24 protein-coding genes are annotated in these 24,466 nt (G+C 57.3%); 11 read left to right on the top strand and 13 right to left on the bottom strand.

Annotation, left to right across the window (positions count from 1 at the left end; translation table 11 throughout):
• Window positions 1–32: 32 nt before the first annotated feature.
• From ACOTZP_RS13675 to rhaB, 7 genes are all read right to left on the bottom strand, one after another.
• Window positions 33–1,034 (bottom strand): ABC transporter permease, encoded by a 1,002-nt coding sequence (locus ACOTZP_RS13675; RefSeq protein ID WP_271074922.1) that lies wholly within the window; start codon window positions 1,032–1,034, stop codon window positions 33–35.
• Window positions 1,031–2,035, bottom strand: coding sequence for an ABC transporter permease (locus ACOTZP_RS13670; RefSeq protein WP_023305096.1), 1,005 nt, complete (start codon window positions 2,033–2,035; stop codon window positions 1,031–1,033). The genes ACOTZP_RS13675 and ACOTZP_RS13670 overlap by 4 nt, the downstream gene beginning before the upstream one ends.
• Window positions 2,035–3,537 carry a sugar ABC transporter ATP-binding protein gene (locus ACOTZP_RS13665; protein ID WP_038416934.1) on the bottom strand — a complete coding sequence of 501 codons (1,503 nt, stop codon included), beginning with the start codon at window positions 3,535–3,537 and terminating at the stop codon, window positions 2,035–2,037. The genes ACOTZP_RS13670 and ACOTZP_RS13665 overlap by 1 nt, the downstream gene beginning before the upstream one ends.
• Before the next feature lie 99 nt (window positions 3,538–3,636).
• Window positions 3,637–4,623, bottom strand: coding sequence for a rhamnose ABC transporter substrate-binding protein (rhaS, locus tag ACOTZP_RS13660; protein ID WP_023298909.1), 987 nt, complete (start codon window positions 4,621–4,623; stop codon window positions 3,637–3,639).
• 82 nt (window positions 4,624–4,705) lie between these two features.
• On the bottom strand, window positions 4,706–5,536 hold the full coding sequence (rhaD, locus tag ACOTZP_RS13655) for a rhamnulose-1-phosphate aldolase (RefSeq protein ID WP_022649818.1): 831 nt from the start codon (window positions 5,534–5,536) through the stop codon (window positions 4,706–4,708).
• Window positions 5,537–5,657: 121 nt separating this feature from the next.
• On the bottom strand, window positions 5,658–6,917 hold the full coding sequence (gene rhaA, locus ACOTZP_RS13650) for an L-rhamnose isomerase (protein WP_022649817.1): 1,260 nt from the start codon (window positions 6,915–6,917) through the stop codon (window positions 5,658–5,660).
• Window positions 6,914–8,383, bottom strand: a complete 1,470-nt coding sequence (rhaB, locus tag ACOTZP_RS13645; RefSeq protein ID WP_271074923.1) for a rhamnulokinase — start codon at window positions 8,381–8,383, stop codon at window positions 6,914–6,916. The genes rhaA and rhaB overlap by 4 nt, the downstream gene beginning before the upstream one ends.
• A gap of 301 nt (window positions 8,384–8,684) precedes the next feature.
• Here rhaB and rhaS (ACOTZP_RS13640) point away from each other — a divergent pair, with 301 nt between their 5' ends.
• Together rhaS (ACOTZP_RS13640) and rhaR are read left to right on the top strand one after the other, a co-directional pair.
• Complete coding sequence (rhaS, locus tag ACOTZP_RS13640; protein WP_022649815.1) at window positions 8,685–9,521, top strand: HTH-type transcriptional activator RhaS; 837 nt, start codon at window positions 8,685–8,687, stop codon at window positions 9,519–9,521.
• Between the two features lie 73 nt (window positions 9,522–9,594).
• The gene (gene rhaR, locus ACOTZP_RS13635; RefSeq protein WP_022649814.1) at window positions 9,595–10,443 is read left to right on the top strand and encodes an HTH-type transcriptional activator RhaR; all 849 of its coding nucleotides are present in this window, start codon (window positions 9,595–9,597) and stop codon (window positions 10,441–10,443) included.
• Here rhaR and rhaT read toward each other — a convergent pair whose 3' ends face one another.
• Window positions 10,444–11,478 carry an L-rhamnose/proton symporter RhaT gene (rhaT, locus tag ACOTZP_RS13630; RefSeq protein ID WP_022649813.1) on the bottom strand — a complete coding sequence of 345 codons (1,035 nt, stop codon included), beginning with the start codon at window positions 11,476–11,478 and terminating at the stop codon, window positions 10,444–10,446.
• Between the two features lie 288 nt (window positions 11,479–11,766).
• Here rhaT and sodA point away from each other — a divergent pair, with 288 nt between their 5' ends.
• A complete protein-coding gene (sodA, locus tag ACOTZP_RS13625; RefSeq protein ID WP_003861999.1) occupies window positions 11,767–12,387 on the top strand; it encodes a superoxide dismutase [Mn] in 621 nt (206 codons plus the stop codon).
• Between the two features lie 66 nt (window positions 12,388–12,453).
• Entirely contained in the window at window positions 12,454–13,128 is a 675-nt protein-coding gene (yiiM, locus tag ACOTZP_RS13620) for a 6-hydroxyaminopurine reductase (RefSeq protein ID WP_038416933.1), read from the top strand.
• A gap of 99 nt (window positions 13,129–13,227) precedes the next feature.
• Here the strand turns inward: yiiM and cpxA are convergent, their stop codons facing one another.
• Together cpxA and cpxR are read right to left on the bottom strand one after the other, a co-directional pair.
• A complete protein-coding gene (gene cpxA, locus ACOTZP_RS13615; RefSeq protein ID WP_022649811.1) occupies window positions 13,228–14,601 on the bottom strand; it encodes an envelope stress sensor histidine kinase CpxA in 1,374 nt (457 codons plus the stop codon).
• Window positions 14,598–15,296 carry an envelope stress response regulator transcription factor CpxR gene (cpxR, locus tag ACOTZP_RS13610; RefSeq protein ID WP_003862004.1) on the bottom strand — a complete coding sequence of 233 codons (699 nt, stop codon included), beginning with the start codon at window positions 15,294–15,296 and terminating at the stop codon, window positions 14,598–14,600. The genes cpxA and cpxR overlap by 4 nt, the downstream gene beginning before the upstream one ends.
• Before the next feature lie 150 nt (window positions 15,297–15,446).
• Here cpxR and cpxP point away from each other — a divergent pair, with 150 nt between their 5' ends.
• The 6 genes from cpxP (at window position 15,447) to ACOTZP_RS13580 (ending at window position 21,569) form a co-directional block, all read left to right on the top strand.
• Window positions 15,447–15,953 carry a cell-envelope stress modulator CpxP gene (cpxP, locus tag ACOTZP_RS13605; protein WP_023305089.1) on the top strand — a complete coding sequence of 169 codons (507 nt, stop codon included), beginning with the start codon at window positions 15,447–15,449 and terminating at the stop codon, window positions 15,951–15,953.
• Between the two features lie 153 nt (window positions 15,954–16,106).
• Window positions 16,107–16,991, top strand: a complete 885-nt coding sequence (gene fieF / locus ACOTZP_RS13600) for a CDF family cation-efflux transporter FieF (protein ID WP_023298903.1) — start codon at window positions 16,107–16,109, stop codon at window positions 16,989–16,991.
• Between the two features lie 184 nt (window positions 16,992–17,175).
• The gene (gene pfkA / locus ACOTZP_RS13595) at window positions 17,176–18,138 is read left to right on the top strand and encodes a 6-phosphofructokinase (RefSeq protein WP_003862009.1); all 963 of its coding nucleotides are present in this window, start codon (window positions 17,176–17,178) and stop codon (window positions 18,136–18,138) included.
• A 208-nt stretch (window positions 18,139–18,346) separates the two neighbouring features.
• The gene (locus ACOTZP_RS13590; protein WP_023298902.1) at window positions 18,347–19,336 is read left to right on the top strand and encodes a sulfate ABC transporter substrate-binding protein; all 990 of its coding nucleotides are present in this window, start codon (window positions 18,347–18,349) and stop codon (window positions 19,334–19,336) included.
• Window positions 19,337–19,447: 111 nt separating this feature from the next.
• Window positions 19,448–20,191: a CDP-diacylglycerol diphosphatase gene (locus tag ACOTZP_RS13585; protein ID WP_022649807.1), complete on the top strand. Its 744-nt coding sequence runs from the start codon at window positions 19,448–19,450 to the stop codon at window positions 20,189–20,191.
• A 73-nt stretch (window positions 20,192–20,264) separates the two neighbouring features.
• Complete coding sequence (locus tag ACOTZP_RS13580) at window positions 20,265–21,569, top strand: SLC13 family permease (RefSeq protein WP_048965674.1); 1,305 nt, start codon at window positions 20,265–20,267, stop codon at window positions 21,567–21,569.
• A gap of 47 nt (window positions 21,570–21,616) precedes the next feature.
• Here ACOTZP_RS13580 and tpiA read toward each other — a convergent pair whose 3' ends face one another.
• Window positions 21,617–22,384: a triose-phosphate isomerase gene (gene tpiA / locus ACOTZP_RS13575; protein ID WP_003862019.1), complete on the bottom strand. Its 768-nt coding sequence runs from the start codon at window positions 22,382–22,384 to the stop codon at window positions 21,617–21,619.
• Window positions 22,385–22,495: 111 nt separating this feature from the next.
• Window positions 22,496–23,092 (bottom strand): DUF1454 family protein, encoded by a 597-nt coding sequence (locus tag ACOTZP_RS13570; RefSeq protein WP_022649805.1) that lies wholly within the window; start codon window positions 23,090–23,092, stop codon window positions 22,496–22,498.
• A 112-nt stretch (window positions 23,093–23,204) separates the two neighbouring features.
• On the opposite strand from ACOTZP_RS13570, the gene ACOTZP_RS13565 reads away from it, so the two are divergent.
• Window positions 23,205–23,624, top strand: a complete 420-nt coding sequence (locus tag ACOTZP_RS13565) for a DUF805 domain-containing protein (protein ID WP_022649804.1) — start codon at window positions 23,205–23,207, stop codon at window positions 23,622–23,624.
• On the opposite strand, the gene fpr is transcribed toward ACOTZP_RS13565, so the two are convergent.
• Window positions 23,625–24,371 carry a ferredoxin--NADP(+) reductase gene (gene fpr, locus ACOTZP_RS13560; RefSeq protein WP_022649803.1) on the bottom strand — a complete coding sequence of 249 codons (747 nt, stop codon included), beginning with the start codon at window positions 24,369–24,371 and terminating at the stop codon, window positions 23,625–23,627.
• Window positions 24,372–24,466 lie beyond the last annotated feature (95 nt).

Below are 24,466 nucleotides of genomic sequence, written 5' to 3'. Positions count from 1 at the left end.
CCTCAGGGGAGCGGGCAGGGGTGAGGGGCAATTTAATTCCGTCTTCGCAGCATCATCCGGCGGGTAATAATCGGCAGCGAAATCACCACGATCAGCATCGCGCCGATAATCACCGACATCACAATGCCGGGCACGTTGAGCAGGCTCAGGCCGAAGGTCACCAGCCCCATCAGGAAGGCGGCGATAATCACGCCCACCATGCTGCCGGACCCACCGAGAATATTGACGCCGCCGAGCACCGCCATCGTCACCACCGCCAGCTCCCAGCCCATCGCGATGGTCGGGCGGGTGCTGCCCAGACGCGAGGTAAGCAGCACCGACGCCAGGCCGGACATCAGCCCCACCAGCGCGAAGAGGATCAGGTTGTGGCGCTTCACGTTGATGCCGGAGTACCACGCGCCGGTCGGGTTGTTGCCGATGGCGTAGGTGCGGCGGCCAAAGTTGGTGCGGTGCAGCACAAAGGCAAACAGAGCGGCCAGCACGATAAACAGCGCAAACTCAAACGACAACGCGCCCCAGACGTAGCCCTGGCCGAACCAGGCGAAGCTCTCAGGGTAGCTGTTCAGCGCCTGGTCCCCGAGCAGGATGTAGGTGATCCCGCGGTACAGGCTCATGGTGCCGATGGTGATGACGATGGACGACAGGTTAAAGCGCGTCACCAAAATGCCGTTGAACAGCCCGCACAGTAGCCCGACGCCTAATCCGACGCAGACCAGCAGCGGCGTATCGACGCCCGCCGCAGCGCAAAAGCCCATCACCGTGGAGCTGAGCGCGATGGTGGAGGCTACCGACAGGTCAATTTCCCTGGCGATAATCAGCATCGCCATCGGCAACACGATGATCGCTTTTTCGGTGAAGTTGAACGTCGCGTCGGAGAGGTTCCAGATATTGAGGAAGTAGGGTGAGGCGAGCGCGTTCACCACAAACACCGCCAGCGTCACCGCCAGCAGGAAGCCCTCCCAGCACAGCAGACGCTGGAAGAAGCCCGGCGCAGAAGTGGGTTTGATTGCTTCAGATGTCATCATTTTACTCATGATTTCACCGCCAGTTTCTGACGTGCCAGCGCCGCATCGCGTAGTATCAATCGGCCTTTACGTTTATTGCCGCGCTCGTTCAGCAGCACTGCTATCACAATTACCGTGCCGGAAATCGCCATCTGCCAGAACGGGGAGACGCCGATCACCGGCAGGGCGTTGTTAATCACCCCGAGGAACAGTGCGCCAAACAGACAGCCGAGCACGCGCCCGGTGCCGCCCATGGTGCTGATCCCCCCAATCACACAGGCTGCCACCACCTGCAATTCAAAACCGTTAGCGACGTCAACATACGCAACGGCAAAGCGCGATATCCACAGGTAGCCGCAGAACCCGGCCAGCAGACCGGAAAGGCAGAAACTAATGAACTGCATTTTTCCGGCGTTGATCCCGGTGTAGTACGCTGCCGTGGCATTACCGCCTGCGGTGTAGAGCGCTCGTCCGGTGCGGCTGTAGCGCAGGAAGTAGCCCACCAGCAGCAGCGCGGCGATGGCGCACCAGCTCAGCACCGGCAAGCCCAGCACTGACGCACGTGGCAGGCCGAGGAAATCTGTACCCATCTGGTTTGAGTTCACCCAGCCGCCGCCGGAGAGCAAAAAGATCATTCCGCGGTAGATGCTCATAGTGCCGAGCGTTACCACAATCGCCGGAATGCCCAGCTTCCACACCAGCAGGCCGTTTATCGCGCCCATCAGCAGCCCAAGCACGCTGGCAAGGATCAGCAGCGCCCAGACGGGCACGTCCGGGTAATGGAAATTAATCAGGGCGACAATCATCCCGGTCAGGGCCAGATTGGCCGCCATCGACAGGTCGATGCCTTTCGTGAGCAGCACCATCATCTGCCCGAGCGCGAGGACGATCAGAATGGCGGTGTCGTTAAACATCTCCACCAGGTTGCCCGGCGCGATAAACGATGGCACGCGGCTGCCAATGGCGACGATCATCAGGATAATCACCGCGCCCAGCAGGGCTTCGCGGTGTTTTAAGAGTGAGCTAAGCATTATGCCGCCTCCTGTTTTGCACCGCTGGCGGCGCTGACGATGGTTTCCGCCGTCGCGTCTCCCGCCTGGTACTCGGCCACCATCAGCCCCTCGTGCATGACGATAATGCGATCCGCCATGCCCATCACTTCCGGCAGTTCGGACGAGACCATAATTACCGCCAGCCCCTGACTGACCAGCTCGGACATAAACTGATGCACGGCTGCTTTTGAGCCGATATCGATGCCTTTTGTCGGCTCATCGAGGATAATCACGTCAGGGTGCGTCGCCAGCCATTTGCCGATCACAACCTTTTGCTGGTTGCCGCCAGAGAGGGTCTCCACCGCCTGCTTCCAGCTGAAGGCTTTCACTTGCAGGCGTTTGGCGTACTCGTCCGCCAGCTTCCATTCACGGTCGTCATGCAGCACACCGTTCGGATTGAGCTTGCTGAGCTGAGGCAGGCTGATGTTCTGGGCAATCGGCAGGGCGATAATCGCCCCCTGTTTCTGTCTTTCTTCCGGCACGCAGACGATACCGGCTTTGATCGCATCCGCAGGCTGGCAGAAGCGCCGGGGCTGTCCGTTGAGGATAATTTCCCCGGACGATGGCCGCGTGACGCCGGAAAGCGCCTGCATCAGCTCGGTACGCCCGGCCCCCACCAGCCCGTAAAAGCCGAGGATTTCCCCTTTACGCAGGGAGAACGAGATATGCGCAAACTCGGTCGGATGGCAGAGGTTTTTCACCTCCAGCACCGTCTCGCCTTTTTCGCAGTCGATTTTAGGGAAAGTTTGGGTAATGGCGCGCCCGACCATCATCGACACCATCCGCTCCTCGGTGATCTCATTTATTGCACCTGCGCCGACGAACGCGCCGTCGCGCAAAATGGTGTAATGGTCCGCCAGCTCAAAAATCTCGTCGAACTTGTGGGAGATAAACAGGATGGCTTTGCCCTCCTGCTTTAAGCGCTCCACAATCTGGTAAAACTCGAGGATTTCATGCTGCGACAGCGCCGCCGTGGGTTCATCGAGGATCACCACCTGCGCCTCAAACGACAGCGCGCGGGCAATCGCCACCATGTGACGCTGGGCGATGCTCAGGGTTTTCAGCGTCGCGCGCGGGTCGATTTGCACTTCCAGCCGCGTGAGGATCGCCTGCGCCCGGCGGTGCATTTCCGGCCAGTCGAGCTTTTTCAGGAAGCCTTTGTGAAGGTACTGACCGACAAAAATATTCTCGGTGACCGAGAGTTCATCAAACAGCACGGTTTCCTGGTGAATGGCGGTGATGCCCATTTTATGCGCCGACTCCGGCGTCGGGAGATGAACGGGGATCGCTTTATAGAGAATTTCGCCCTCGTCGGGCTGGTAAATGCCGGTCATCACTTTGACCAGCGTCGACTTGCCCGCGCCGTTTTCGCCGATAAGCGCCGTCACTTTGCCGGGCCACAGCGCAAGCTGCACGTTCTCAAGGGCACGCACGCCGGGGAACACCTTGGTGATGCCAGAAAGCTGTAGCAATGGGGTCATGATAGTTCTCCTGGACAGAGGAATTTGTCGGGCGGGTAAGCGGCAGCGCCACCCGCCTTTTGCCGGATGGCGCTACGCTTATCCGGCCAACAAATTGCATCAAAAGATTTTCGAGAACTTATCAATATTGCTGGCATCGTAGACGAACGGCTCGGCCATCGCGCCGTTGCCGTCAGCATCCAGCTTCACTTTGCCCAGTCTGCCCATGCTGGCCTCACCTTTCGTGGCCGTGCCTTTCACCAGGTCATCCGCCAGGTAGGTTGCCGCATAGCCGAGGTCGATCGGGTTCCAGATGGCAAAGCTCTTGCTCGCGCCGGACTTCACCGCGCCCGCCATCTCGGACGGCAGGCCTAAACCGGTGACGTACACTTTGCCAATCTTGCCCTGGTCCTTCACCGCCTGCGCAGCGGCCACAATGCCCACGGACGATGGCGAAACAATCACTTTCAGTTCGGGGTAGGTTTTCAGCAAGCCGACCGCTTCGCGGTAGCTTTTGTCAGAGAGATCGTCTCCGTAGGCCACGGTCACCAGATTGACGGACGGGTACTTCGGCAGCACCTTTTTCATCTCCGCAATCCATGTATTCTGGTTGGTGGAGGTTGGCGTGGCGCTCAGCACCGCCACGTCGCCTTTCTCGACATTCAGCGCTTTCAGCGCGTCGGCGGCGAGCTTCACGTTGGTTTCGCCAATCAGGGCATTATTGGACGGGTTGAGGTGGATCTGGCGTCCGGCTTTCGCCACCCCGGAGTCCCACGACACAACCTTAATGCCGCGCTGCATCGCTTTTTTCAGCACCGGCACGACGGCGTCCGGATCGTTCGCGGAAATCGCGATCGCATCCACGCCCTGGGCGATCAACCCGTTCAGCACCTCGATCTGCGCTTCCGCCGTGGTGGTGGTCGGGCCGGTATAAATCACTTTCACATCGCCTAACTCTTTGGCCGCCTCCTGCGCGCCGACGTTCGCTGCCTCGAAGAATCCATTTCCTAAGGACTTCGCCACCAGGGCGATTTTCACTTCTGCTAAAGCGGAACCGGACAACGCCAGAGCGGCAACGGTGAGGATCAAGCTTGCTTTTATTTTCATTGCTTTTACTCCACTGACTTGAGTTAGTTGTAGGGATTGCAGGTGGTTTTCGCCCCGTCTCAATGAGCGGGGCGCGATGTTGTTATTGGTACAGATCTAACGCCGACTGCATGGGGGTGACGCCAAAGCGTTTGCCCAGGGCGATCAGCTCTTCCCGGGTGATGGTCTGCTTCATGCCGCCCATGGAATAGACCTTCACCAGCACTTCCGCGGATTTCTCGGCGGTGTCGATCAGGCCGAAGGTTTCATCCAGCGTCGGGCCGCTGCCGAAGACGCCGTGGAACGGCCACAGCACCAGTGAGTGCTTCTGCATGTCCGTTGCGGTTGCCTGACCGATTTCGTCGGTGCCCGGCACCATCCACGGCAGAATGCCGACGCCGTCCGGGAACACCACCAGACACTCGGTACTGCCTTCCCACAGTTTGCGGGTGAAGAAATCAGAATTATTTTCCAGCACGTAGGTCAGGGCGATCAGGTTGGTGGCGTGGCAGTGCATGATCACGCGGTCCTTGCCATTGGTCGCCTTGATGCGCTCGCAGTGGGAGAGGAAGTGCGCCGGCAGTTCAGAGGTAGGCACCGCGTCGTCCGTCAGACCCCAGAGAATGTGGTAGCCCGCACCGTCGCTGTCCACTTTCACCACGCCAAGGTTGGCCTGCGGGTCGAGCTGGACGTTGCGGAAGAACTTCCCGGAACCGGTGACGATAAACGGCGTGTTGGCGAGCAGCGGCATCGGCTGGCTCAGGGCGATATAGCGCGGCTTCTGGTGGAAATCGGCGGCAAATGGCTCGATATCCGCGTCGTCCAGGCGTAGCGTCAGGTTGCCGCCGTTGCGCTCATCCCAGCCTTTGAGCCAGGCGTCAGAGGTGGCTTTGATCATGCCCTGGACGAACCAGGAGGTGGTGATGGTCTGCATAGTTTTCATTTCCAGTTATCGCGGTGAGGTTGAACCCCTCACCCTAACCCTCTCCCCAAAGGGGAGAGGGGATGGTTTGCTCCCTCTCCCCTTTGGGGAGAGGGCAGGGGTGAGGGGGCAGTTACCCGCGCTGACTCAACACGTCTTCCTCATATGCCCGCACGTTGTCCAGCCACTGGCTGCCCGCAGGCGCATCGTGACGCTGGCAGTACATCTCCCACACCGCCTGCCACGGCAGGGATTTCTGCTCTTCCAGCAGCGCCAGGCGCGCGGTGTAGTCGCCGTTTTCTTCCAGCTGTTTCAGGGCGGCGACAGGCTCCAGCAGCGCGCGCAGCAGGGCTTTCTTCATGTTGCGGGTGCCGATAACCCACGCCGCGATGCGGTTGATAGAGGCGTCGAAGAAGTCGAGGCCAATGTGTACACGGTCAAAGAGGTCGTGGCGGATGATTTCGCTGGCAATGGCCTGGGTTTCGTCATCCAGCAGCACCACGTGGTCGCTGTCCCAGCGAACCGGGCGGCTGACGTGCAGCAGCAGACGCGGCACGTAGAGCATGGCGGCGGAGATTTTGTCGGAGATCACCTCGGTTGGGTGGAAGTGGCCGGCATCCAGGCACAGCGCGGTCTGGCGGCTGGTGGCGTAACCCATGTAGAACTCGTTTGAGCCCACGGTGTAGCTCTCTGCGCCAATGCCGAACAGCTTGCTTTCGACGGCGTCGATGTGGTGCGCCGGGTCCAGTTTTTCGCTGATAGCTTCATCCAGCGCGGCCAGCAGACGCTGACGCGGGGCCAGTCGGTCTACGGTGATGTCTTTCATGCCGTCCGGGATCCAGATATTCATTACCGACGGCGTGCCAAGCTGCTCGCCGAAATACGCCGAGACCCGGCGGCTGGCTTTGACATGGTCGATCCAGAACTGGCGGATTTCGTCGTTGGCGTGCGCAAGGGTAAACCCGTCCGCGCTCAGCGGGTGCGAGAAGCAGGACGGGTTAAAATCGAGACCCAACCGGTTGGCTTTCGCCCACTCCACCCAGTTCTTAAAGTGTTCCGGTTTGATTTCGTTACGCGCGACCGGCTCGTCGGATTCGAGATAAATGGCGTGCAGGTTCAGGCGCTTTGGCCCGGGGATCAGGCTCAGCGCCAGCTCCAGATCCGCACGCAGTTCGGTGGCGTTGCGCGCTTTGCCCGGGTAGTTACCCGTGGCCTGAATACCCCCCGTCAGGGAACCGCCCGGGTTCTCGAAACCGGCGACGTCATCACCCTGCCAGCAGTGCATGGAGACGGGCAGACGGTCGAGCTGGCGCAGCGCCTCTTCGACATCCACGCCGACGGCGGCGAAACGCTGTTTAGCCAGATCCCAGGCTTGTTCAAGTTGAGTGGTCATGCGCAAAGCTCCTTAGTCAGTCGTTTTTGCTGAAACTGCGCCCGGTAGCGGGCAATTTCATGGCAGGGATGGGGGGTGAAGGTGGTCAGGCTGTTATTCGCCGTCACCACCGAACGGAAATCGTCGACGTTTGAAAGTTCGTCCAGGGTCATCAGCTGAATGCCGATATTGCCGAGCGTGGAGGCTTCAATCGGACCTGCCACCACGGTAATGCCGCAGGCATCCGCGCAGAGCTGGTTCAGCAGCTGGTTCTGGCAGCCGCCGCCCACGATATGCAGTTGTGTGAACGGTTTGCCGCGAAGGTCAGCCAGCTCGCTCAGGATGTCGGCATACAGCAGGGCGAGACTGTCAAAAATGCAGCGTGCCAGCTCGGCGGAGCGGGAAGGTACCGGCTGCCCCGCTTCAAAACAGGCGGCCTGGATTTCGGCGCTCATGTGCACCGGGTTGATAAAGCGTTCGTCGTTCGGGTTGATCAGGAAGGTGCAGGCCTTCAGCGTTTCGGTTTCCGCGATAAGCGCGGGCAGGTCGGTGATGTTCTGCTCTTTCAGCACCCGCTGGAGCAGCCACAGCCCCATGATGTTCTTCAGCACCCGGTAGCGGCCTTCGGCACCGCCTTCGTTGGTGATGTTCGCCGCCATCGCGGCATCGCTGGTGTACGGGGTTTTGCTCTCGAAGCCCATCAGCGACCAGGTGCCGGAAGAGAGATAGGCCGCATCTTTGTCGGCGAGCGGCGAGGCAATGACCGCACTCGCGGTGTCGTGACTGGCGACGGCGACAACAGGGATTTCATTCCCCTGCGGGCAAAGCCAGTGGCCGATCACATTGCCCGGATGGGTTGGCGCGCCGAACCAGGACGGCGAGGCGCCCGTCCAGGCCAGCAGATGTCCATCCCAGTTATCGGTGTTGATGTTGACCAGCTGCGTGGTGGTGGCGTTGGTGTATTCCCAGTTCATATTGCCGGTCAGACGGTAGCTTAAGTAGTCCGGGATCAGCAGCGCATGCGCCACCTTTTCGACCAGCTCAGGCTGTTGCTCAACCAGCGCACGTAGCTGATACAGCGTGTTAAACGGCAGAAACTGGATGCCACTGCGACCATAGATGTTCTCCTTGCCAAGCTGCGCGATGGCGTGCGCCATCAGCCCATCGGTGCGGCTGTCGCGGTAGGAGACCGGCAGGCCGACGCGTTCGCCGTGACTGTCCAGCAGCACGTAATCCACACCCCAGGTATCAATGCCGATACTGTCGATGCGAATACCGTCTTCACAGACGTTGTGAAGTCCGGTGCGGATCTCTGCTTCCAGGGCGTCGATATCCCAGGTAACAAAACCGTCCTGTTTTTGCAGACAATTGGCGAAACGGTGCATTTCGCGAAGCGTAAGGGTGTGCAGGTCGCAGTCCCAGGTGGCGAGCATTACACGGCCGCTGGATGCGCCTAAATCGACAGCCACACAATGGCGAAAAGTCATGGTCGGGTCCTTTCTTAAGTCATTACCGAGGAGTGTAAGAAAGGGAAGAAATAGCCACCTTCTCGCCACTGACAGCCCAAATCTCGCGCTGGCAAGAAAGCAAAGATGAACGTGAGGGAGTTCACAGTTTCCAGTAATCGCGGGGTTTGCAGGCAGTGTGACGCTGACCGCATTTCCCGATCTTTCCGCCTGTTTCTTGAAAAACCGGCAGCTTTTGCGCGGTTTGCTGTCAAAAATTTAAGGTGAGCGGGGAAGGCCTTAATTACTATTTTGAGAACTTTTCTCATTGGTAGAGGCCGTTATGACCGTACTGCACAGCGTCGATTTTTTTCCTTCGGGGGCTTCGCCGGTTGCGATTGAGCCACGGCTGCCTCAGGCTGCGTTCCCGGAACATCATCATGATTTTCATGAAATTGTGATTGTTGAGCACGGAACGGGCATCCACGTGTTTAATGGTCAGCCGTATACCATCAGCGGCGGTACGGTGTGCTTCGTGCGCGATCACGACAGGCACCTGTATGAACATACCGATAACCTGTGCCTGACCAATGTGCTCTATCGTTCTCCGGATGCGTTTCAGTTTCTCTCCGGGCTGAATCAGCTGTTGCCGCAGGAGAAGGACGGCCATTATCCGTCGCACTGGCGGGTGAATCAGTCCACGTTGCAGCAGGTGCGTCAGCTGGTAAGCCAGATGGAGCAGAGCGAGGATGGACAGGAGACGCACGCCATTGCTACCCGCGAGATGCTGTTTATGCAGCTGCTGGTGCTGCTGCGGCGCAGCAGCCTGGTGGAAGGGCTGGAAAATAACGACGCGCGCCTGAATCAGCTGATGGCCTGGCTGGAAGATCATTTTGCCGAAGATGTCTGCTGGGAAACGCTGGCGGATGACTTTTCGCTCTCGCTGCGCACGCTGCATCGTCAGCTCAAGCAGCATACCGGGCTGACGCCGCAGCGCTACCTCAACCGTCTGCGCCTGATCAAAGCGCGTCACCTTTTAAGGCACACGGATGAAAGCGTCACCGATATCGCCTATCGCTGCGGTTTCGGCGACAGTAACCACTTTTCGACGCTGTTTCGCCGGGAGTTTAGCTGGTCGCCGCGCGATATCCGTCAGGGGAAAGACGCGTTGCTTCAGTAACGCGAGGGCAGTCACCGTTTTTTTACCGCAGAAAGGCTAATAATGTCCGGTTATTCGCCGTCGAGGTTGTGGTGTGGCTGCTCAGTTAATTCTTCGTAAAGATGATTTTTTTGCCTCCGCGAGTCAGGCCGTCGCGGTGGCGGATCGCTATCCGCAAAACGTCTTTGCCGAGCATACCCACGAGTTCTGCGAGCTGGTGCTGGTGTGGCGGGGCAACGGCCTGCACGTCCTCAACGACCGTCCCTACCGCATCACGCGCGGAGACCTGTTCTACATCCGCGCCGAAGATAAACACTCTTACGCCTCGGTTAACGATCTGGTGTTGCAGAACGTCATCTACTGCCCTGACAGGCTTAAACTGAATGTCGACTGGGCGGGCAATATCCCCGGTTTACATGATGCCAGAGGCGAACCGCACTGGCGCTTAAGCAGCAACGGCATGGCTCAGGTGCGCCAGACGATTTCCCAGCTGGAGCAGGAGAGCCAGAAGAGCGATCCGGTGGCAAACCAGATGTCGGAGCTGCTTTTTGCCCAGCTGGTGATGACCCTGAAGCGCCATCGTTACGCTACGGATAATCCCTCTGCCACCACGCAGGAAGCGCTGCTGGATAAGCTCATCACCCGGCTTGCGGGCAGTCTTAACAAGAGTTTCGTGCTGGAAAAATTCTGCGAGCAGGAGCAGTGCAGCGAGCGCGCGCTGCGCCAGCAGTTCCGCACCCAGACGGGGATGACGGTAAACCACTATCTGCGCCAGCTGCGCATCTGCCACGCTCAGTATCTGTTACAGCATACGGAGCTGATGGTGAGTGAAGTGGCGATGCGCTGCGGCTTTGAGGACAGTAACTACTTTTCGGTGGTGTTTAACCGTGAGGTAGGGATGACGCCGGTTCAGTGGCGTCATCGCAGTCGAAAGGCAGCGTAATCAGTTCGCCATGCCGAGGCCGACGATATTGGCCGCAATAATTATCACCACGCAGCCCAGGCTCAGCACGCCAACCGGACGACGCCCGGCGTTGTTCCACTCCTTCAGTACCAGCCCAACCAGCCCGCCGCACAGCACGTAGAAGCTCATGTGCAGCATCCAGCTCATGTAGTCATACTGCGCCGGAATACTGGCGTGACCCCAGGCGTAAAAGAAGAATTGCAGATACCACATCAGACCGCCGAGGGCGGAAAGCAGGACGTTGGTGACGATCAGCGGTTTTGCCAGCGAGAAGTCGGCTTTTACCGACAGATTCTTCACTTTTGCCAAACGAATGAAGCAAAAGCCGAGGTTTACCAGCGCGCCGCCGCCCATGATCACCACGTAGCTTGGCAGGGCAACGTACAGCGGGTCGACGCCCAGCGCTGCAGCGGCGTCGTGCATCGGTTTGGCGGCGTTCATCGCGAACGACATGCCCGCCGAGAAGACGCCGCACATCACCGCCAGTAGCAGCCCTTTCTTCAGATTGAACTCTTCGGCTTTGATGCCCATCTTGCGTTCTTTCAACTGGCCCGCGCGGGTGACAATTCCCACGCCGATCACCGCTACCAGCACGCCCAGCAGCGTCATTCGCCCACCCTGGGTGTTGATCAGCACATCGAAGTTGCCGTTGAGGATTGGCGTCATCAGGGTGCCAACAATCAGCGTAATGCCGATCGCGATGCCAATCCCCATCGACATTCCGAGGTAGCGCATGGTGAGGCCGTAGTTGATATTACCGATACCCCACATCGCGCCGAACAGGAATACCGGCAGCAGGGTGGAGGCGTTGAAGGAGGAGAAGTAGCCCCAGAAATCGGGCAGCAGCATGGCGCTGATTGTCCACGGCAAAATCAGCCAGGACACGGTACCGCCAACGGACCACATGGTTTCCCATGACCAGCCTTTCACCTTTTTAAACGGGGCATAGAAACAGGCTGCACTGGCCGCGCCTATCAAATGCCAGAAGATACCCATCGTAATCGCATGATTCATTTTTACATCCTCATCGTTTTTATAGCCGGAGGCTTCCCGCCGACTTGATGAGTGTAAAAATTAGGCGGTTTGGGAACCTTCAGAAGGTTGCCGCACTTTTGTTTTGAATGGCAATCAGCACGTTAACCGCGTGAGCAGACTCACAATTCCTTCATTTCTCAAAAACCGAATAACCTTATAAAAACTACGGCATTGATAATCATTTTCAATATCATTTAATTAACTATAATGAACCAACTGCTTACGCGGCATTAACAGCTGTGCCGCCCGACAATAATGGAGAGGATTATGAGTTATACACTGCCATCCCTGCCGTATGCCTACGACGCACTGGAACCGCATTTCGACAAGCAGACGATGGAAATCCATCACACTAAACATCACCAGACCTACGTGAATAACGCGAATGCTGCGCTGGAAAGCCTGCCAGAGTTCGCTAATCTGCCTGTTGAAGAGCTGATCACCAAACTGGACCAGCTGCCAGCAGACAAGAAAACCGTGCTGCGCAACAACGCGGGCGGTCACGCTAACCACAGCCTGTTCTGGAAAGGCCTGAAAACCGGCACCACCCTTCAGGGCGACCTGAAAGCGGCTATCGAGCGTGACTTCGGTTCCGTTGACAACTTCAAAGCGGAATTCGAAAAAGCCGCTGCAACCCGTTTCGGCTCTGGCTGGGCGTGGCTGGTCCTGAAAGGTGACAAACTGGCGGTCGTTTCAACCGCAAACCAGGACTCCCCGCTGATGGGTGAAGCTATCTCTGGCGCATCCGGCTTCCCAATTCTGGGTCTGGACGTGTGGGAACACGCTTACTACCTGAAGTTCCAGAACCGTCGCCCTGACTACATCAAAGCCTTCTGGGATGTAGTGAACTGGGACGAAGCAGCAGCGCGTTTCGCCGCTAAAAAATAAGGTTGCATTGACGCCTGTGAGAAGCGAGTCTGATGACTCGCTTTTTTTGTATCTGAAGGAGTGGAGATGCATTACCCGGTGAATGTGTTTACAGGCAAGGTAAGGGAGTACGAAGGCAGTCGCCCGAGCGCTATCGCCAAAGTGCAGGTCGACGGTGAGCTGACGCTTACCGAGCTTGGTTTGGCGGGCGACCAGCAGGCCGAAAAGAAAATCCACGGCGGGCCCGATCGCGCGCTGTGCCACTATCCGCGCGAGCACTATCAGCACTGGAAAACCGAATTTCCTGAACAGGCGGACCTTTTCGTCGCCCCCGCGTTTGGCGAAAATCTCTCAACGGAAGGGCTGACGGAGAAGAACGTCTTTATTGGCGATATTTATCGCTGGGGCGATGCTCTGATTCAGGTCACCCAGCCGCGCTCGCCGTGCTTCAAACTTAACTACCATTTTGGCATTCAGGATATGTCGGCCCAGCTGCAAAACGCGGGTAAAACCGGCTGGCTGTATCGCGTTGTGCAGGCGGGACAGGTTTCGGCGGATGCGCCGATTGAGCTGGCTTCGCGCCTGAGTGAGGTGTCGGTATTCGAGGCCTGTGCCATTGCCTGGCATATGCCGTTCGACGATGAACAGTTTCACCGCCTGCTGTCAGCGGCAGGATTATCCACCAGCTGGACCAGAACGATGCAGAAGCGGCGGATAAGCGGCAAGATCGAGAGCAGTTCGCGGAGATTGTGGGGGAAATAATTGCCCCTCACCCCGGCCCTCTCCCCAAAGGGGCGAGGGTGAAAAGACCGCACCGAGCCGTCCCCTCTCCCCTATGGGGAGAGGGTTAGGGTGAGGGGATTACGAACGCTTATACAGCGGCAGCCACAGCGTTAACCGCAGACCGCCCAGCGGGCTGTCATCGGCTTTCACCCAGCCACGGTGCTGCTGCATGGCTGTTTCAACAATCGCCAGACCCAGCCCCGTACCGCCAGATTCACGGTCGCGCGCCTCGTCGGTACGGTAGAACGGACGGAAAATCTGCTCGCGATCTTCCGGGCTGACGCCTGGACCGTCGTCGTCCACGATGATAGTGATCCCGTCTTTATCCACCGAGAACGCCACTTCAATCTTCGTGTGCGAGTAGCGCAGGGCGTTACGCACGATATTCTCCAGCGCGCTTTCCAGCGTGTTGGGGTTACCGTACAGCGGCCACGGGCCCGGCGGGAAATTGACGGTGAAGGATTTGCCCATCTGTTCCGCTTCGAAGGCCGCGTTGTCCAGCACCTCATGCCAGAGGTGATTGGCTTTCACCGTTTCGCTCACCAGCGCGTTTTTCTGCTGATTGCGCGACATCACCAGCAGATCGTTGATCATGCTGTCCAGGCGATGCGCTTCCGTCTCAATACGCTCCAGCTCTTTGCTCTCACCGCTGCGACGGCGCAGCAGGGCGGTACCCAGCTGTAAACGCGTGAGCGGCGTTCGCAGCTCGTGGGAGATATCCGACAGCAGACGTTGCTGGGCCGTCATCATTCGATCAAGCGCGCTCACCATCTGGTTAAAACTGGTTCCGGCGGCCAGGAACTCCTGCGGCCCGGATTCCAGCTCCGGATGCTGCCTCAGGTTGCCCTGCGCCACTTCGTCCGCCGCGTTTTTCAGCTTACGCGCCGGTTTCGCCAGGCTCCACGCCAGCCATAACAGCAGTGGGGAACTAACCAGCATGGTGACAATCAACAGCAACAGCGGACGGTCAAACAGCAGGTTGATGAAGTCGGACTGGGAACTGCTCGCGGGGCGAATCAGGTAGAGCTGGTAGTTATCTTCCCCATCCCGCACCGAGAAAGGACCCACCATTTCTACCCGACCATATTTCTTTTTCTGTGGGTGATCGGCGTTATCCGCCTGGCCAATAAAGTTGCGGATAATCTGCATTTCATTGCGATCGGCCCCAATCACGCGGCCTTCACTGGTGACCAGTAAAAGACGTTGTCCGGGGGGCGCCCACTTGTCGATAGCGCGAAACAGCCTGCGCCACCACATTAAATCGTTCGGCGGATCGTTTGCCAGCTCCGCTTCCACGTGCTGCTCGATCATCACGCCCTGACGTTGCTCGCTGTCGAGCAGCTCCGTCATCTGGCGTGAGTCGAGTTTTGGCAACATCAAAACGAGCATTAAAACCAGTGCCAGCGTCAGCCAGAAGATGGCGAAGATGCGGGCGGTTAAGCTGCCTATCATGAAGCGGAAACCATCAGATAACCGCGACCACGCAGGGTTTTAAACCAGGGGTGACCGTCTTTACGCTCCGGCAGTTTACGGCGCAGGTTCGAGATATGCATATCGATGGCGCGGTCAAACGGGGTAAGGCGTTTGCCCAGCACTTCCTGGCTCAAGTGTTCACGCGACACCACCTGGCCGAGATGCTGCGCCAGCAGATACAGCAGGGTGAACTCGGTGCCGGTTAGCTCCAGCGTTTCACCGTCGAAGCTCGCTTCCTGGCGGCCCGGGTTCAGGCTCAGGGAGTCCACTTCCAGCGTAGGTGAGCTGTTGTCGGTATTCTGCTGCTGCTCGCTCCAGTGAGAGCGGCGCAGGATCGCGCGAATACGGGCCACCAGTTCACGGTCGTTGAACGGCTTAGGTAAATAGTCATCCGCACCCAGCTCAAGGCCGAGTACGCGGTCAAGCTCGCTGCCGCGCGCGGTCAGCATAATGACGGGGGTCTGGTGTGTCTGGCGAAGCTCTTTCAACGTATCAATGCCGTTTTTCTTCGGCATCATGACGTCGAGCAAAAGTAAATCGATGCTGTCGTCAAGGAGACTCAGCGCCTGTTCCCCATCGTGGGCAACCAGGACGTTGAAACCTTCCATGTCGAGCAACTCCTTTAAAAGAGATGTGAGCTCTCGGTCATCATCAACTAACAGGATTTTATTCATTGTTTAAATACCTCCGAGGCAGAAATTACGACATCAAGGCTATCTAATCCATGACTTTACGTTGTTTTACACCCCCTGACGCATGTTTGCAGCCTGAATCGTAGACTGTCTCTCGTTGAATCGCGACACGAAAGATTTTGGGAGCAAGTGATGCGCAAAGTTACCGCTGCCGTCATGGCCTCAACGCTGGCCTTCTGTGCGTTTAGCCAGGCTGCTGTAGCTATCAACAGCGATAACGGTTCCTCAGCAGAGGGCGCAACGCAGCACAGCAGCCAAAGCCATATGTTTGACGGCATAAGTTTAACCGAACATCAGCGTCAACAGATGCGAGATCTGATGCAGAGGGCACGACACGACCAGCCCCCTGTTAATGTTAGCGAAATGGAGACAATGCATCGCCTTGTCACCGCAGAAAATTTTGACGAAAGCGCTGTACGCGCTCAGGCAGAAAAAATGGCGCAGGAACAGGTTGCCCGCCAGGTAGAAATGGCGAAGGTACGCAACCAGATGTTCCACCTGCTAACGCCCGAGCAGCAAGCGGTTTTGAATACCAAACATCAGCAACGTATGAACCAGTTGCGTGAGGTTGCACGGATGCAGCGAAGCTCAGATATGACGCTTTTCAGTAGCAATAGCAGTACCCGTAGTAACCAGTAAACCCTGTTTTCCTTGCCATAGACACCATCCCTGTCTTCCCCCACATGATGTGGGGGTTTTTTTTGCCCATCGTTCAGTGTTGTTAACCGTTTATTCATCCTTTGACTCCTCAACCATCCGTTATACTAGCGCCATGGCATGACAGGAGTGTTTATGAATCAATCCTATGGACGGCTGGTAAGCCGGGCCGCAATCGCCGCGACGGTGACGGCGTCGTGTTTGCTGATCATTAAAATTTTCGCGTGGTGGTACACCGGGTCGGTTAGTATTCTGGCGGCGCTGGTGGATTCACTTGTGGATATTGCCGCCTCGCTGACCAACCTGCTGGTGGTGCGCTATTCGCTGCAACCGGCGGATGAAGAGCATACGTTTGGCCACGGCAAAGCGGAATCGCTGGCCGCGCTGGCACAAAGTATGTTTATTTCTGGCTCCGCGCTTTTCCTGTTTTTGACCGGCATTCAGCATCTTATTTCGCCTTCTCCGATGAACGATCCGGGCGTTGGTGTGGTCGTAACCGTAGTTGCACTTATAAGCACACTTGTTCTTGTAACGTTCCAGCGCTGGGTTGTACGCAAAACACAAAGCCAGGCTGTACGGGCCGATATGCTTCATTATCAGTCTGATGTTATGATGAATGGGGCAATTCTTATTGCGCTCGGTCTGGCCTGGTATGGCTGGCATCGTGCCGATGCGTTGTTTGCGTTAGGGATAGGGATCTATATTTTATACAGCGCGTTGCGGATGGGGTATGACGCGGTACAGTCGCTTCTTGACCGTGCGCTTCCGGATGCAGAACGTGATGAAATTTATGCCATCGTGACCCACTGGCCTGGCGTCAGTGGTGCTCACGATCTTCGTACGCGGCAGTCAGGGCCGACCCGCTTTATTCAGATTCATTTGGAAATGGAAGACAACCTGCCACTGGTTCAGGCGCATATGGTCGCTGAACAGGTGGAGCAGGCGATTTTGCAGCGTTTCCCTGGGTCAGACGTCATTATTCACCAGGATCCGTGCTCTGTCGTCCCCAGGGCGTTTTGAGCTTTCGTAATTCGTTGTAAAAAAGTGAGCCAGACCAGCATTTTGTGGATAAATTACCACCATATGGCCTGACCTGAATCAATTCAGCTGGAAGGGATTGATATACTATTTGCAGTATTCGACGGTTGAACAGTTTCTTCCGGCAGCAGATTTCAATTTTGCATTCCTAAGTTCAGAGGTAGTCATGATTAAGAAAATCGGTGTGTTGACAAGCGGCGGTGATGCGCCGGGCATGAACGCGGCAATCCGTGGGGTTGTCCGTGCAGCGCTGACGGAAGGTCTGGAAGTTTTTGGTATCTATGACGGTTACCTGGGTCTGTATGAAGACCGCATGGTTCAGCTCGACCGCTACAGCGTGTCTGACATGATCAACCGTGGCGGTACTTTCCTCGGTTCCGCGCGCTTCCCGGAATTCCGTGACGAACACATCCGTGAAGTGGCTATCGAAAACATGAAAAAACGGGGTCTGGATGCGCTGGTGGTTATCGGCGGCGACGGCTCGTACATGGGTGCAAAACGTCTGACTGAAATGGGCTTCCCGTGCATCGGCCTGCCTGGCACCATCGACAACGACATCAAAGGCACTGACTACACCATCGGTTACTTCACCGCGCTGGGTACCGTTGTGGAAGCGATTGACCGCCTGCGTGACACCTCTTCCTCTCACCAGCGTATTTCCATTGTTGAAGTGATGGGCCGTTACTGCGGTGACCTGACCCTGGCGGCGGCCATTGCCGGTGGCTGTGAGTTCGTGGTAGTTCCGGAAGTAGAGTTCAGCCGTGAAGATCTGGTCGCAGAGATCAAAGCCGGCATCGCGAAAGGTAAGAAACACGCCATCGTTGCTATCACCGAGCACATCTGTGACGTTGACGAGCTGGCGAAGTACATCGAAACCGAAACCAAACGCGAAACCCGCGCGACCGTTCTGGGTCACATTCAGCGTGGCGGTTCCCCAGGCCCGTACGACCGTATCCTGGCGTCCCGCATGGGTGCGTACGCGATCGAGCTGCTGCTACAGGGCCACGGCGGCCGCTGCGTCGGTATTCAGAACGAGAAACTGGTTCACCATGACATCATCGACGCCATTGAAAACATGAAGCGTCCGTTCAAAGGTGACTGGCTGGACTGCGCGAAAAAACTGTACTGATCGGCTCTGTTGCCCGGTGGCGCTGCGCTTACCGGGCCTACAAAAGCACGGATCGTAGGCCGGGTAAGGCGTAGCCGCCACCCGGCTTTTTTGTGCCCATCCTTTTTTTATTCCTCCACGTTATAGCCAATCTTTTTTTATTCTTTAATCATCGGTTAGCTTTCTGGCACGCTGCATTCATCAAAACACTAAACAAGAGAGCCGGGCGATGAATAAATGGGGCGTGGGGTTAACATTATTGCTGGCATCGACCAGCGTTCTGGCAAAGGACATTCAGTTACTGAACGTGTCGTACGATCCGACGCGTGAACTGTACGACCAGTACAACAAAGCTTTTGCGGCGCACTGGAAACAGGAAACCGGCGATAACGTGGTGGTTCGCCAGTCTCACGGCGGTTCAGGTAAGCAGGCGACATCGGTGATCAACGGCATTGAAGCCGATGTGGTTACCCTGGCGCTGGCTTATGACGTAGACGCGATCGCGGAGCGTGGCCGTATCGACAAAAACTGGATCAAGCGCCTGCCGGACAACTCTGCGCCATACACCTCGACCATTGTCTTCCTGGTGCGCAAAGGCAACCCGAAACAGATTAAAGACTGGAACGACCTGATTAAGCCGGGCGTGTCTGTCATCACGCCGAACCCGAAAAGCTCCGGCGGCGCACGCTGGAACTACCTGGCGGCCTGGGGCTACGCCCTGCACCACAACAACGGTGACCAGGCTAAAGCGCAGGAATTCGTGAAAGCGCTGTTTAAAAATGTCGAAGTGCTGGACTCCGGCGCGCGCGGCGCAACTAACACCTTCGTCGAGCGCGGCATCGGCGACGTGCTGATTGCCTGGGAAAACGAAGCCCTGCTGGCGACCAACGAGCTGGGTAAAGACAAATTCGAGATCGTGACCCCGAGCGAATCCATCCTGGCTGAGCCGACCGTCTCCGTCGTCGATAAGGTTGTTGATAAGAAAGGCACCAAAGCGGTGGCGGAAGCCTACCTGAAGTACCTCTACTCACCGGAAGGGCAGGAAATTGCGGCGAAAAACTTCTACCGCCCGCGCGATGAGGCCGTCGCGAAGAAATACGAAAACGCCTTCCCGAAACTGAAGCTGTTCACTATCGATGATGTTTTTGGCGGCTGGACCAAAGCGCAAAAAGAGCACTTCTCTAACGGCGGCACCTTCGACCAGATCAGCAAGCGCTAAGCGTTTTACAAAGAACGACACGGTAACCCGGTGTGAGAAATCCACCGGGTTTTTTATTTGGTCATCATTTTGCGTTACTCTTTTGCCTCTATTGAAAACAGGGAACGCGTTGTGAAAAAAATTATCTTACTGATTCTGATCGTTATCGCCCTTGCCGCAGGCGGCGTGTACTGGATGAAAGCGGGTAATCCGAATGCGTTGCGTCATATCGTTCTCGACCAGTGTGTGCCCAACCAGCTGCATAACCGTAACCCGGCGCCGTGTGCGCAGGTGATGCCAGATGCGGGCTACGTGGTGTTCAAGGACCGCAACGGACCGCTGCAATACCTGCTGATGCCCACGTACCGTATCAACGGCACCGAAAGCCCGCTGCTGACTGAGCCTCAGACACCGAATTTCTTCTGGCTGGCATGGCAGTCTCGTCATTTTATGAGCATGAAACGGGGAGCCGACGTGCCTGACAGCGCTGTTTCTCTGACCATCAACTCCCCGACCGGGCGCACGCAAAACCATTTCCATATCCACATCTCCTGCCTGCGCCCGGACGTGCGCGAGAAGCTGAACGCGGCGCAGGGGCAAATCAGCACCCAGTGGCTACCGCTTCCGGGCGGGCTGGAAGGGCATGAGTACCTTGCCCGTCGGGTGACGGAGAACGAACTGGTGCAGCGCAGCCCGTTTATGATGCTGGCGGAAGAGCTGCCGGAAGCGCGCGACCATATGGGACGCTTCGCGCTGGCGATGGCGCAGCAGTCGGACGGCTCGTTTGTACTGCTGGCGACGGAGCGTAACCTGCTGACCTTTAACCGTGCGTCGGCTGAGGAATTGCAGGATCATCAATGCGATATCCTGAAGTGACCCCACCATAAATAGCGTTTACTCGCCCTGCCTGTCGCCGTAGACTTGCTGAAAAATTCTACAGGAGACAGGTATGTCGCTCTGGTTAACGCATCCTCTGCTGCTTCCCTCGCTGATCGTCGGCGTCACCATCGTGCTGTGGGCGACGTCGCTGTTGCCGGAATTTATCACCGCGCTGCTGTTCTTTACGGCGGCGATGACCGCCAGAATCGCCCCGCCGGAAGTGATCTTTGGCGGCTTCGCCTCGTCTGCCTTCTGGCTGGTGTTCAGCGGCTTTGTGCTGGGCGTGGCGATTCGGAAAACCGGCCTGGCGGACAGGGCCGCCCGGGCGCTGTCGGCAAAGCTTACCGACTCCTGGGTGCTGATGGTGGCAAGCGTTGTGCTGCTGAGCTATGCCCTGGCATTCGTGATGCCGTCGAACATGGGACGTATTGCGCTGCTGATGCCGATTGTCGCCGCGATGGCGAAGCGGGCCGGCATTCCTGATGGCTCGCGGGCCTGGTTTGGCCTGGCGCTGGCGGTCGGGTTTGGCACCTTCCAGCTCTCGGCCACTATTTTGCCCGCTAACGTGCCAAACCTTGTGATGAGCGGCGCGGCGGAGGGCTCATACGGCATCCACCTCAACTATGTCCCGTATCTGCTGCTGCATACGCCGGTGCTGGGTATTCTCAAAGGCCTGATTCTGATTGGCCTGATCTGCTGGCTGTTTCCCGGCAACCCAAAACCGGCGAAGGATCTCGCGCCATCGGAACCGATGGCGCGTGACGAAAAACGTCTCGCCTGGCTGCTGGCGGTGGTGTTGACGATGTGGGTAACGGAAAGCTGGCACGGCGTGGGGCCAGCATGGACGGGGCTGGCGGCCTCGGTCATCGTTATGCTGCCGCGCATCGGATTTATCACCGGCGAGGAGTTCTCGGCGGGGGTGAATATGCGCACCTGTATTTACGTCGCGGGTATACTCGGGCTGGCCATTACGGTGACGCAGACCGGTATCGGTGCGGCCGTAGGCGAGGCGTTGCTCCATATCATGCCGCTGGATGCAGACCGCCCGTTTACCAGCTTCCTGGCGCTGACGGGGATCACCACGGCGCTCAACTTCATTATGACCGCCAACGGCGTTCCGGCGCTGTACACCACGCTGGCGCAGAGCTTCTCCGACGCGACCGGCTTCCCGCTGCTGTCGGTGATCATGATTCAGGTGCTGGGGTATTCCACGCCGCTGCTGCCGTATCAGGCGTCGCCGATTGTGGTGGCGATGGGCTTAGGGAAAGTGCCTGCGAAGGCGGGGATGCTGCTCTGCCTGGCGCTGGCGATTGCTACGTATCTGGTGCTGCTGCCGCTGGATTATTTGTGGTTTAGCGTATTAGGACGTTTGTAGTGGTTTTGTAGGGCGGGTTAGCGAAGCGCCACCCGCCCCAAAGGCAATTACGCCTGCTTAGCCGCTTCTGCCGCTTTAACGATCACCGCGAAAGCGTCTGCTTTCAGGGATGCGCCGCCAACCAGCGCGCCATCGATGTCTGGCTGGGTGAACAGCTCAGCTGCGTTTGATGCGTTAACGGAACCGCCGTACTGGATGATGACCTGCTCAGCCACTTTCGCGTCTGCTTTTGCAATGTGGTCACGGATGAACTTGTGCACCGCCTGTGCCTGCGCTGGAGTTGCAGATTTGCCGGTACCGATCGCCCAGACTGGCTCGTACGCGATAACCGCGCCTTCGAACGCTGCCGCGCCCTGGGTTTTCAGCACAGCGTCGATCTGACGTGCGCACACTTCTTCGGTTTTACCCGCTTCGTTTTCTGCTTCGGTTTCACCGATGCACAGAACCGGGATCAGACCCTGCTCTTTCAGCACAGCGAATTTCTTCGCGATGAACTCGTCAGATTCTTTGTGGTAGGTGCGACGCTCAGAGTGGCCGATGATGATGTATTTCGCGCCGATGTCTTTCAGCATTTCAGCGGAGGTTTCACCGGTAAACGCGCCAGACAGGTTAACGTCAACGTTCTGCGCGCCCAGAATGATGTGGCTGCCGTCAGCGGCACGTTTAGCCAGATCCAGGTACATATCCGGCGGAGCGATAGCAACCGCGCAGCCGGTCACGCCAGCCAGCTCTTTACGCAGGTTAGCAACCAGTTCGTTTACCATGTGGCGGCTGCCGTTCAGTTTCCAGTTACCCATCACTAAAGGATGTCGCATTTCAATTCTCCACGCTCAATAAGCGAATTAAGGAATATGGCCACCCTTAAGGGCAGCATGGTCTGTGAATCAGTATAGAGATTTTCCCTCGAAAGGCTTTGCTTTTTGTCATTAATTCGCCCCCTCGAGTGCGTCTGATAGGGCCAGCTTAATCGGTTCAACCGCGAAGGTCAGCCCCTTTTCGCCGTTATCTGCGACAACATAGCGAACGGCACCTTCCGTATCCGCGTAATAGCGTTTGTTTTTCCCGGCGGTAAGCAGTTTTTGCAGCTTTTGCTGGCTTTGCGCTTTCGTGAAGGTGGGAGTAAAGGCGCGCAGAATAGCGCTCATATACTCCAGCGCTTTCGCTTTCGCCGCTTTCTGCTCTGGGCCCTGAATCGGCAGCCAGGTGATCTGCATGCTTTTGATTTTTAACGTTCCGCGCTCAAGGGCAGTGGAAGCATATAGATTCTCGTTAATTTTGCTGGCAGCGCGGGTCAGGGTTGGCGTATCGCGGGCACCGTCAATCGCACGGAACTCCCCCAGCGCAAGCGAGGGGTTTTCTTTATTGAAGGCTTCGCGGAACTGGCTGATAGATTGATCGAAAGAGGGGGCGCCCGCCAGAAGGTAGGGGGCGGTGACCGGGGAAGCCGGTTCCGCGGCGTGCAGAGAAAAACTGGCGCTCAGCATCGCTAAACACAAATAAAGAGAGTGTGCCGAACTTTTCATCAACATTGCCCCTGGCCGTTATTGCCCATGATTAAAACGATATCTGGTCGGCTTGTCAAAAGGTCACAACTCCAGGGTAAAATGCGGGCTAAACAATAATAAGGAACCTTACATGACCATACAGCAGTGGTTGTTTTCATTCAAAGGGCGTATTGGACGCCGTGACTTCTGGATCTGGATGGCAGCGTGGGTTGTCGCCATGCTGCTTCTGTTTTTTGTTGCCTATAACGCCTGGCTGAGCACGCAAACTGCGGCCTTTGCGCTGGTCTGTTTACTGTGGCCAACCGCCGCCGTGGTGGTGAAACGTCTGCACGATCGCGGTCGCTCCGGCGCTTGGGCTTTTCTGATTATTCTGGCGTGGATGCTGGTGGCGGGGAACTGGTCAATGCTGCCCTCCATCCTCCCGTGGGTGGTGGGCAGACTGCTGCCGACGGTTATCTTTGTGATGATGGTTGTCGAACTGGGCGCGTTTATCGGCACCCAGAGCGAGAACAAATACGGAAAAGATACCCTTGAGGTGAAGTACCGCTGATCACCAGTAGTGTTCGGCGGTCATATGGCCCGGTCGGCGGCGAAGGTGTTTCGTCATCTGCCGGGTATCCTTCAGCAGTTGCTGCGTATCGCGCACCATCTGCGGGTTACCGCACAGCATCACGTGGCTGGTTTCGGTATTCATCGGTAAACCCACCGCCTCTTCCAGCGCGCCGCTTTCAATCAACGCCGGAACGCGGCCGGTTAACGAGCCAGCTGCGGTTTCGCGGCTGACCACCGTCTGAATTTTTAACTTCCCGCCATATCGCTGTTCCAGCGCCTGCATCTGCGGCAAATAGCTCAGGTCTGCGGCGTAGCGCGCGGCGTGAACCAGCACGATATTCTTAAAGCGCTCCAGATCTTTGCCGTACTCCAGGATAGAGAGATACGGGCCGATGGCCGTGCCGGTCGCCAGCATCCAGAGCGTGTCACAGTCGGGGATTTCATCCAGCACGAAGAACCCCGCCGCGTCGGAGACAATCTGCACCTCATCGCCCGGTTTCAGCGCGGCGAGGCGCGGGCTGAGCTTACCGTCCGGGACGGTGACCAGATAGAACTCGAGATCCGGGTTATCAGGCGCGTTAACGTAAGAGTAGGCGCGCTGTACGCGTTCACCGTCGATATCCAGCCCGAGCTTGGCAAACTGCCCGGCGGTAAACGGATGAACGGGAGCGTGCAGCGTGAGGCTAAATAGCGCATCGGTCCAGAACTGTACCTTTGTGACTTTACCTGTTACCCAGTCCGCCATGTTCTTCTCCTGTGCTGTTTCTCTCTTCTATCTTCCGTACTTGTGGGAAACATTTCCAGCCCATTCGGGCCGGAAAGCTCTATCGATCAAACGGT

Source organism: Enterobacter cloacae complex sp. SYL001 (assembly GCF_049237025.1).
Taxonomy (GTDB): domain Bacteria; phylum Pseudomonadota; class Gammaproteobacteria; order Enterobacterales; family Enterobacteriaceae; genus Enterobacter; species Enterobacter intestinihominis.
The sequence above is the reverse complement of the archived record's forward strand: the minus strand, read 5'-3'. Positions and strand labels throughout refer to the sequence as shown.

What these genes read in the sequence shown, in the direction of transcription:
- ACOTZP_RS13675 (WP_271074922.1), bottom strand. Translation starts at nt 1,034, where the DNA reads ATGAGTAAAATGATGACATCTGAAGCAATCAAACCCACTTCTGCGCCG.
- ACOTZP_RS13670 (WP_023305096.1), bottom strand. Translation starts at nt 2,035, where the DNA reads ATGCTTAGCTCACTCTTAAAACACCGCGAAGCCCTGCTGGGCGCGGTG.
- ACOTZP_RS13665 (WP_038416934.1), bottom strand. Translation starts at nt 3,537, where the DNA reads ATGACCCCATTGCTACAGCTTTCTGGCATCACCAAGGTGTTCCCCGGC.
- rhaS (WP_023298909.1), bottom strand. Translation starts at nt 4,623, where the DNA reads ATGAAAATAAAAGCAAGCTTGATCCTCACCGTTGCCGCTCTGGCGTTG.
- rhaD (WP_022649818.1), bottom strand. Translation starts at nt 5,536, where the DNA reads ATGCAGACCATCACCACCTCCTGGTTCGTCCAGGGCATGATCAAAGCC.
- rhaA (WP_022649817.1), bottom strand. Translation starts at nt 6,917, where the DNA reads ATGACCACTCAACTTGAACAAGCCTGGGATCTGGCTAAACAGCGTTTC.
- rhaB (WP_271074923.1), bottom strand. Translation starts at nt 8,383, where the DNA reads ATGACTTTTCGCCATTGTGTGGCTGTCGATTTAGGCGCATCCAGCGGC.
- rhaS (WP_022649815.1), top strand. Translation starts at nt 8,685, where the DNA reads ATGACCGTACTGCACAGCGTCGATTTTTTTCCTTCGGGGGCTTCGCCG.
- rhaT (WP_022649813.1), bottom strand. Translation starts at nt 11,478, where the DNA reads ATGAATCATGCGATTACGATGGGTATCTTCTGGCATTTGATAGGCGCG.
- sodA (WP_003861999.1), top strand. Translation starts at nt 11,767, where the DNA reads ATGAGTTATACACTGCCATCCCTGCCGTATGCCTACGACGCACTGGAA.
- yiiM (WP_038416933.1), top strand. Translation starts at nt 12,454, where the DNA reads ATGCATTACCCGGTGAATGTGTTTACAGGCAAGGTAAGGGAGTACGAA.
- cpxA (WP_022649811.1), bottom strand. Translation starts at nt 14,601, where the DNA reads ATGATAGGCAGCTTAACCGCCCGCATCTTCGCCATCTTCTGGCTGACG.
- cpxR (WP_003862004.1), bottom strand. Translation starts at nt 15,296, where the DNA reads ATGAATAAAATCCTGTTAGTTGATGATGACCGAGAGCTCACATCTCTT.
- cpxP (WP_023305089.1), top strand. Translation starts at nt 15,447, where the DNA reads ATGCGCAAAGTTACCGCTGCCGTCATGGCCTCAACGCTGGCCTTCTGT.
- fieF (WP_023298903.1), top strand. Translation starts at nt 16,107, where the DNA reads ATGAATCAATCCTATGGACGGCTGGTAAGCCGGGCCGCAATCGCCGCG.
- pfkA (WP_003862009.1), top strand. Translation starts at nt 17,176, where the DNA reads ATGATTAAGAAAATCGGTGTGTTGACAAGCGGCGGTGATGCGCCGGGC.
- ACOTZP_RS13590 (WP_023298902.1), top strand. Translation starts at nt 18,347, where the DNA reads ATGAATAAATGGGGCGTGGGGTTAACATTATTGCTGGCATCGACCAGC.
- ACOTZP_RS13580 (WP_048965674.1), top strand. Translation starts at nt 20,265, where the DNA reads ATGTCGCTCTGGTTAACGCATCCTCTGCTGCTTCCCTCGCTGATCGTC.
- tpiA (WP_003862019.1), bottom strand. Translation starts at nt 22,384, where the DNA reads ATGCGACATCCTTTAGTGATGGGTAACTGGAAACTGAACGGCAGCCGC.
- ACOTZP_RS13570 (WP_022649805.1), bottom strand. Translation starts at nt 23,092, where the DNA reads ATGAAAAGTTCGGCACACTCTCTTTATTTGTGTTTAGCGATGCTGAGC.
- ACOTZP_RS13565 (WP_022649804.1), top strand. Translation starts at nt 23,205, where the DNA reads ATGACCATACAGCAGTGGTTGTTTTCATTCAAAGGGCGTATTGGACGC.
- fpr (WP_022649803.1), bottom strand. Translation starts at nt 24,371, where the DNA reads ATGGCGGACTGGGTAACAGGTAAAGTCACAAAGGTACAGTTCTGGACC.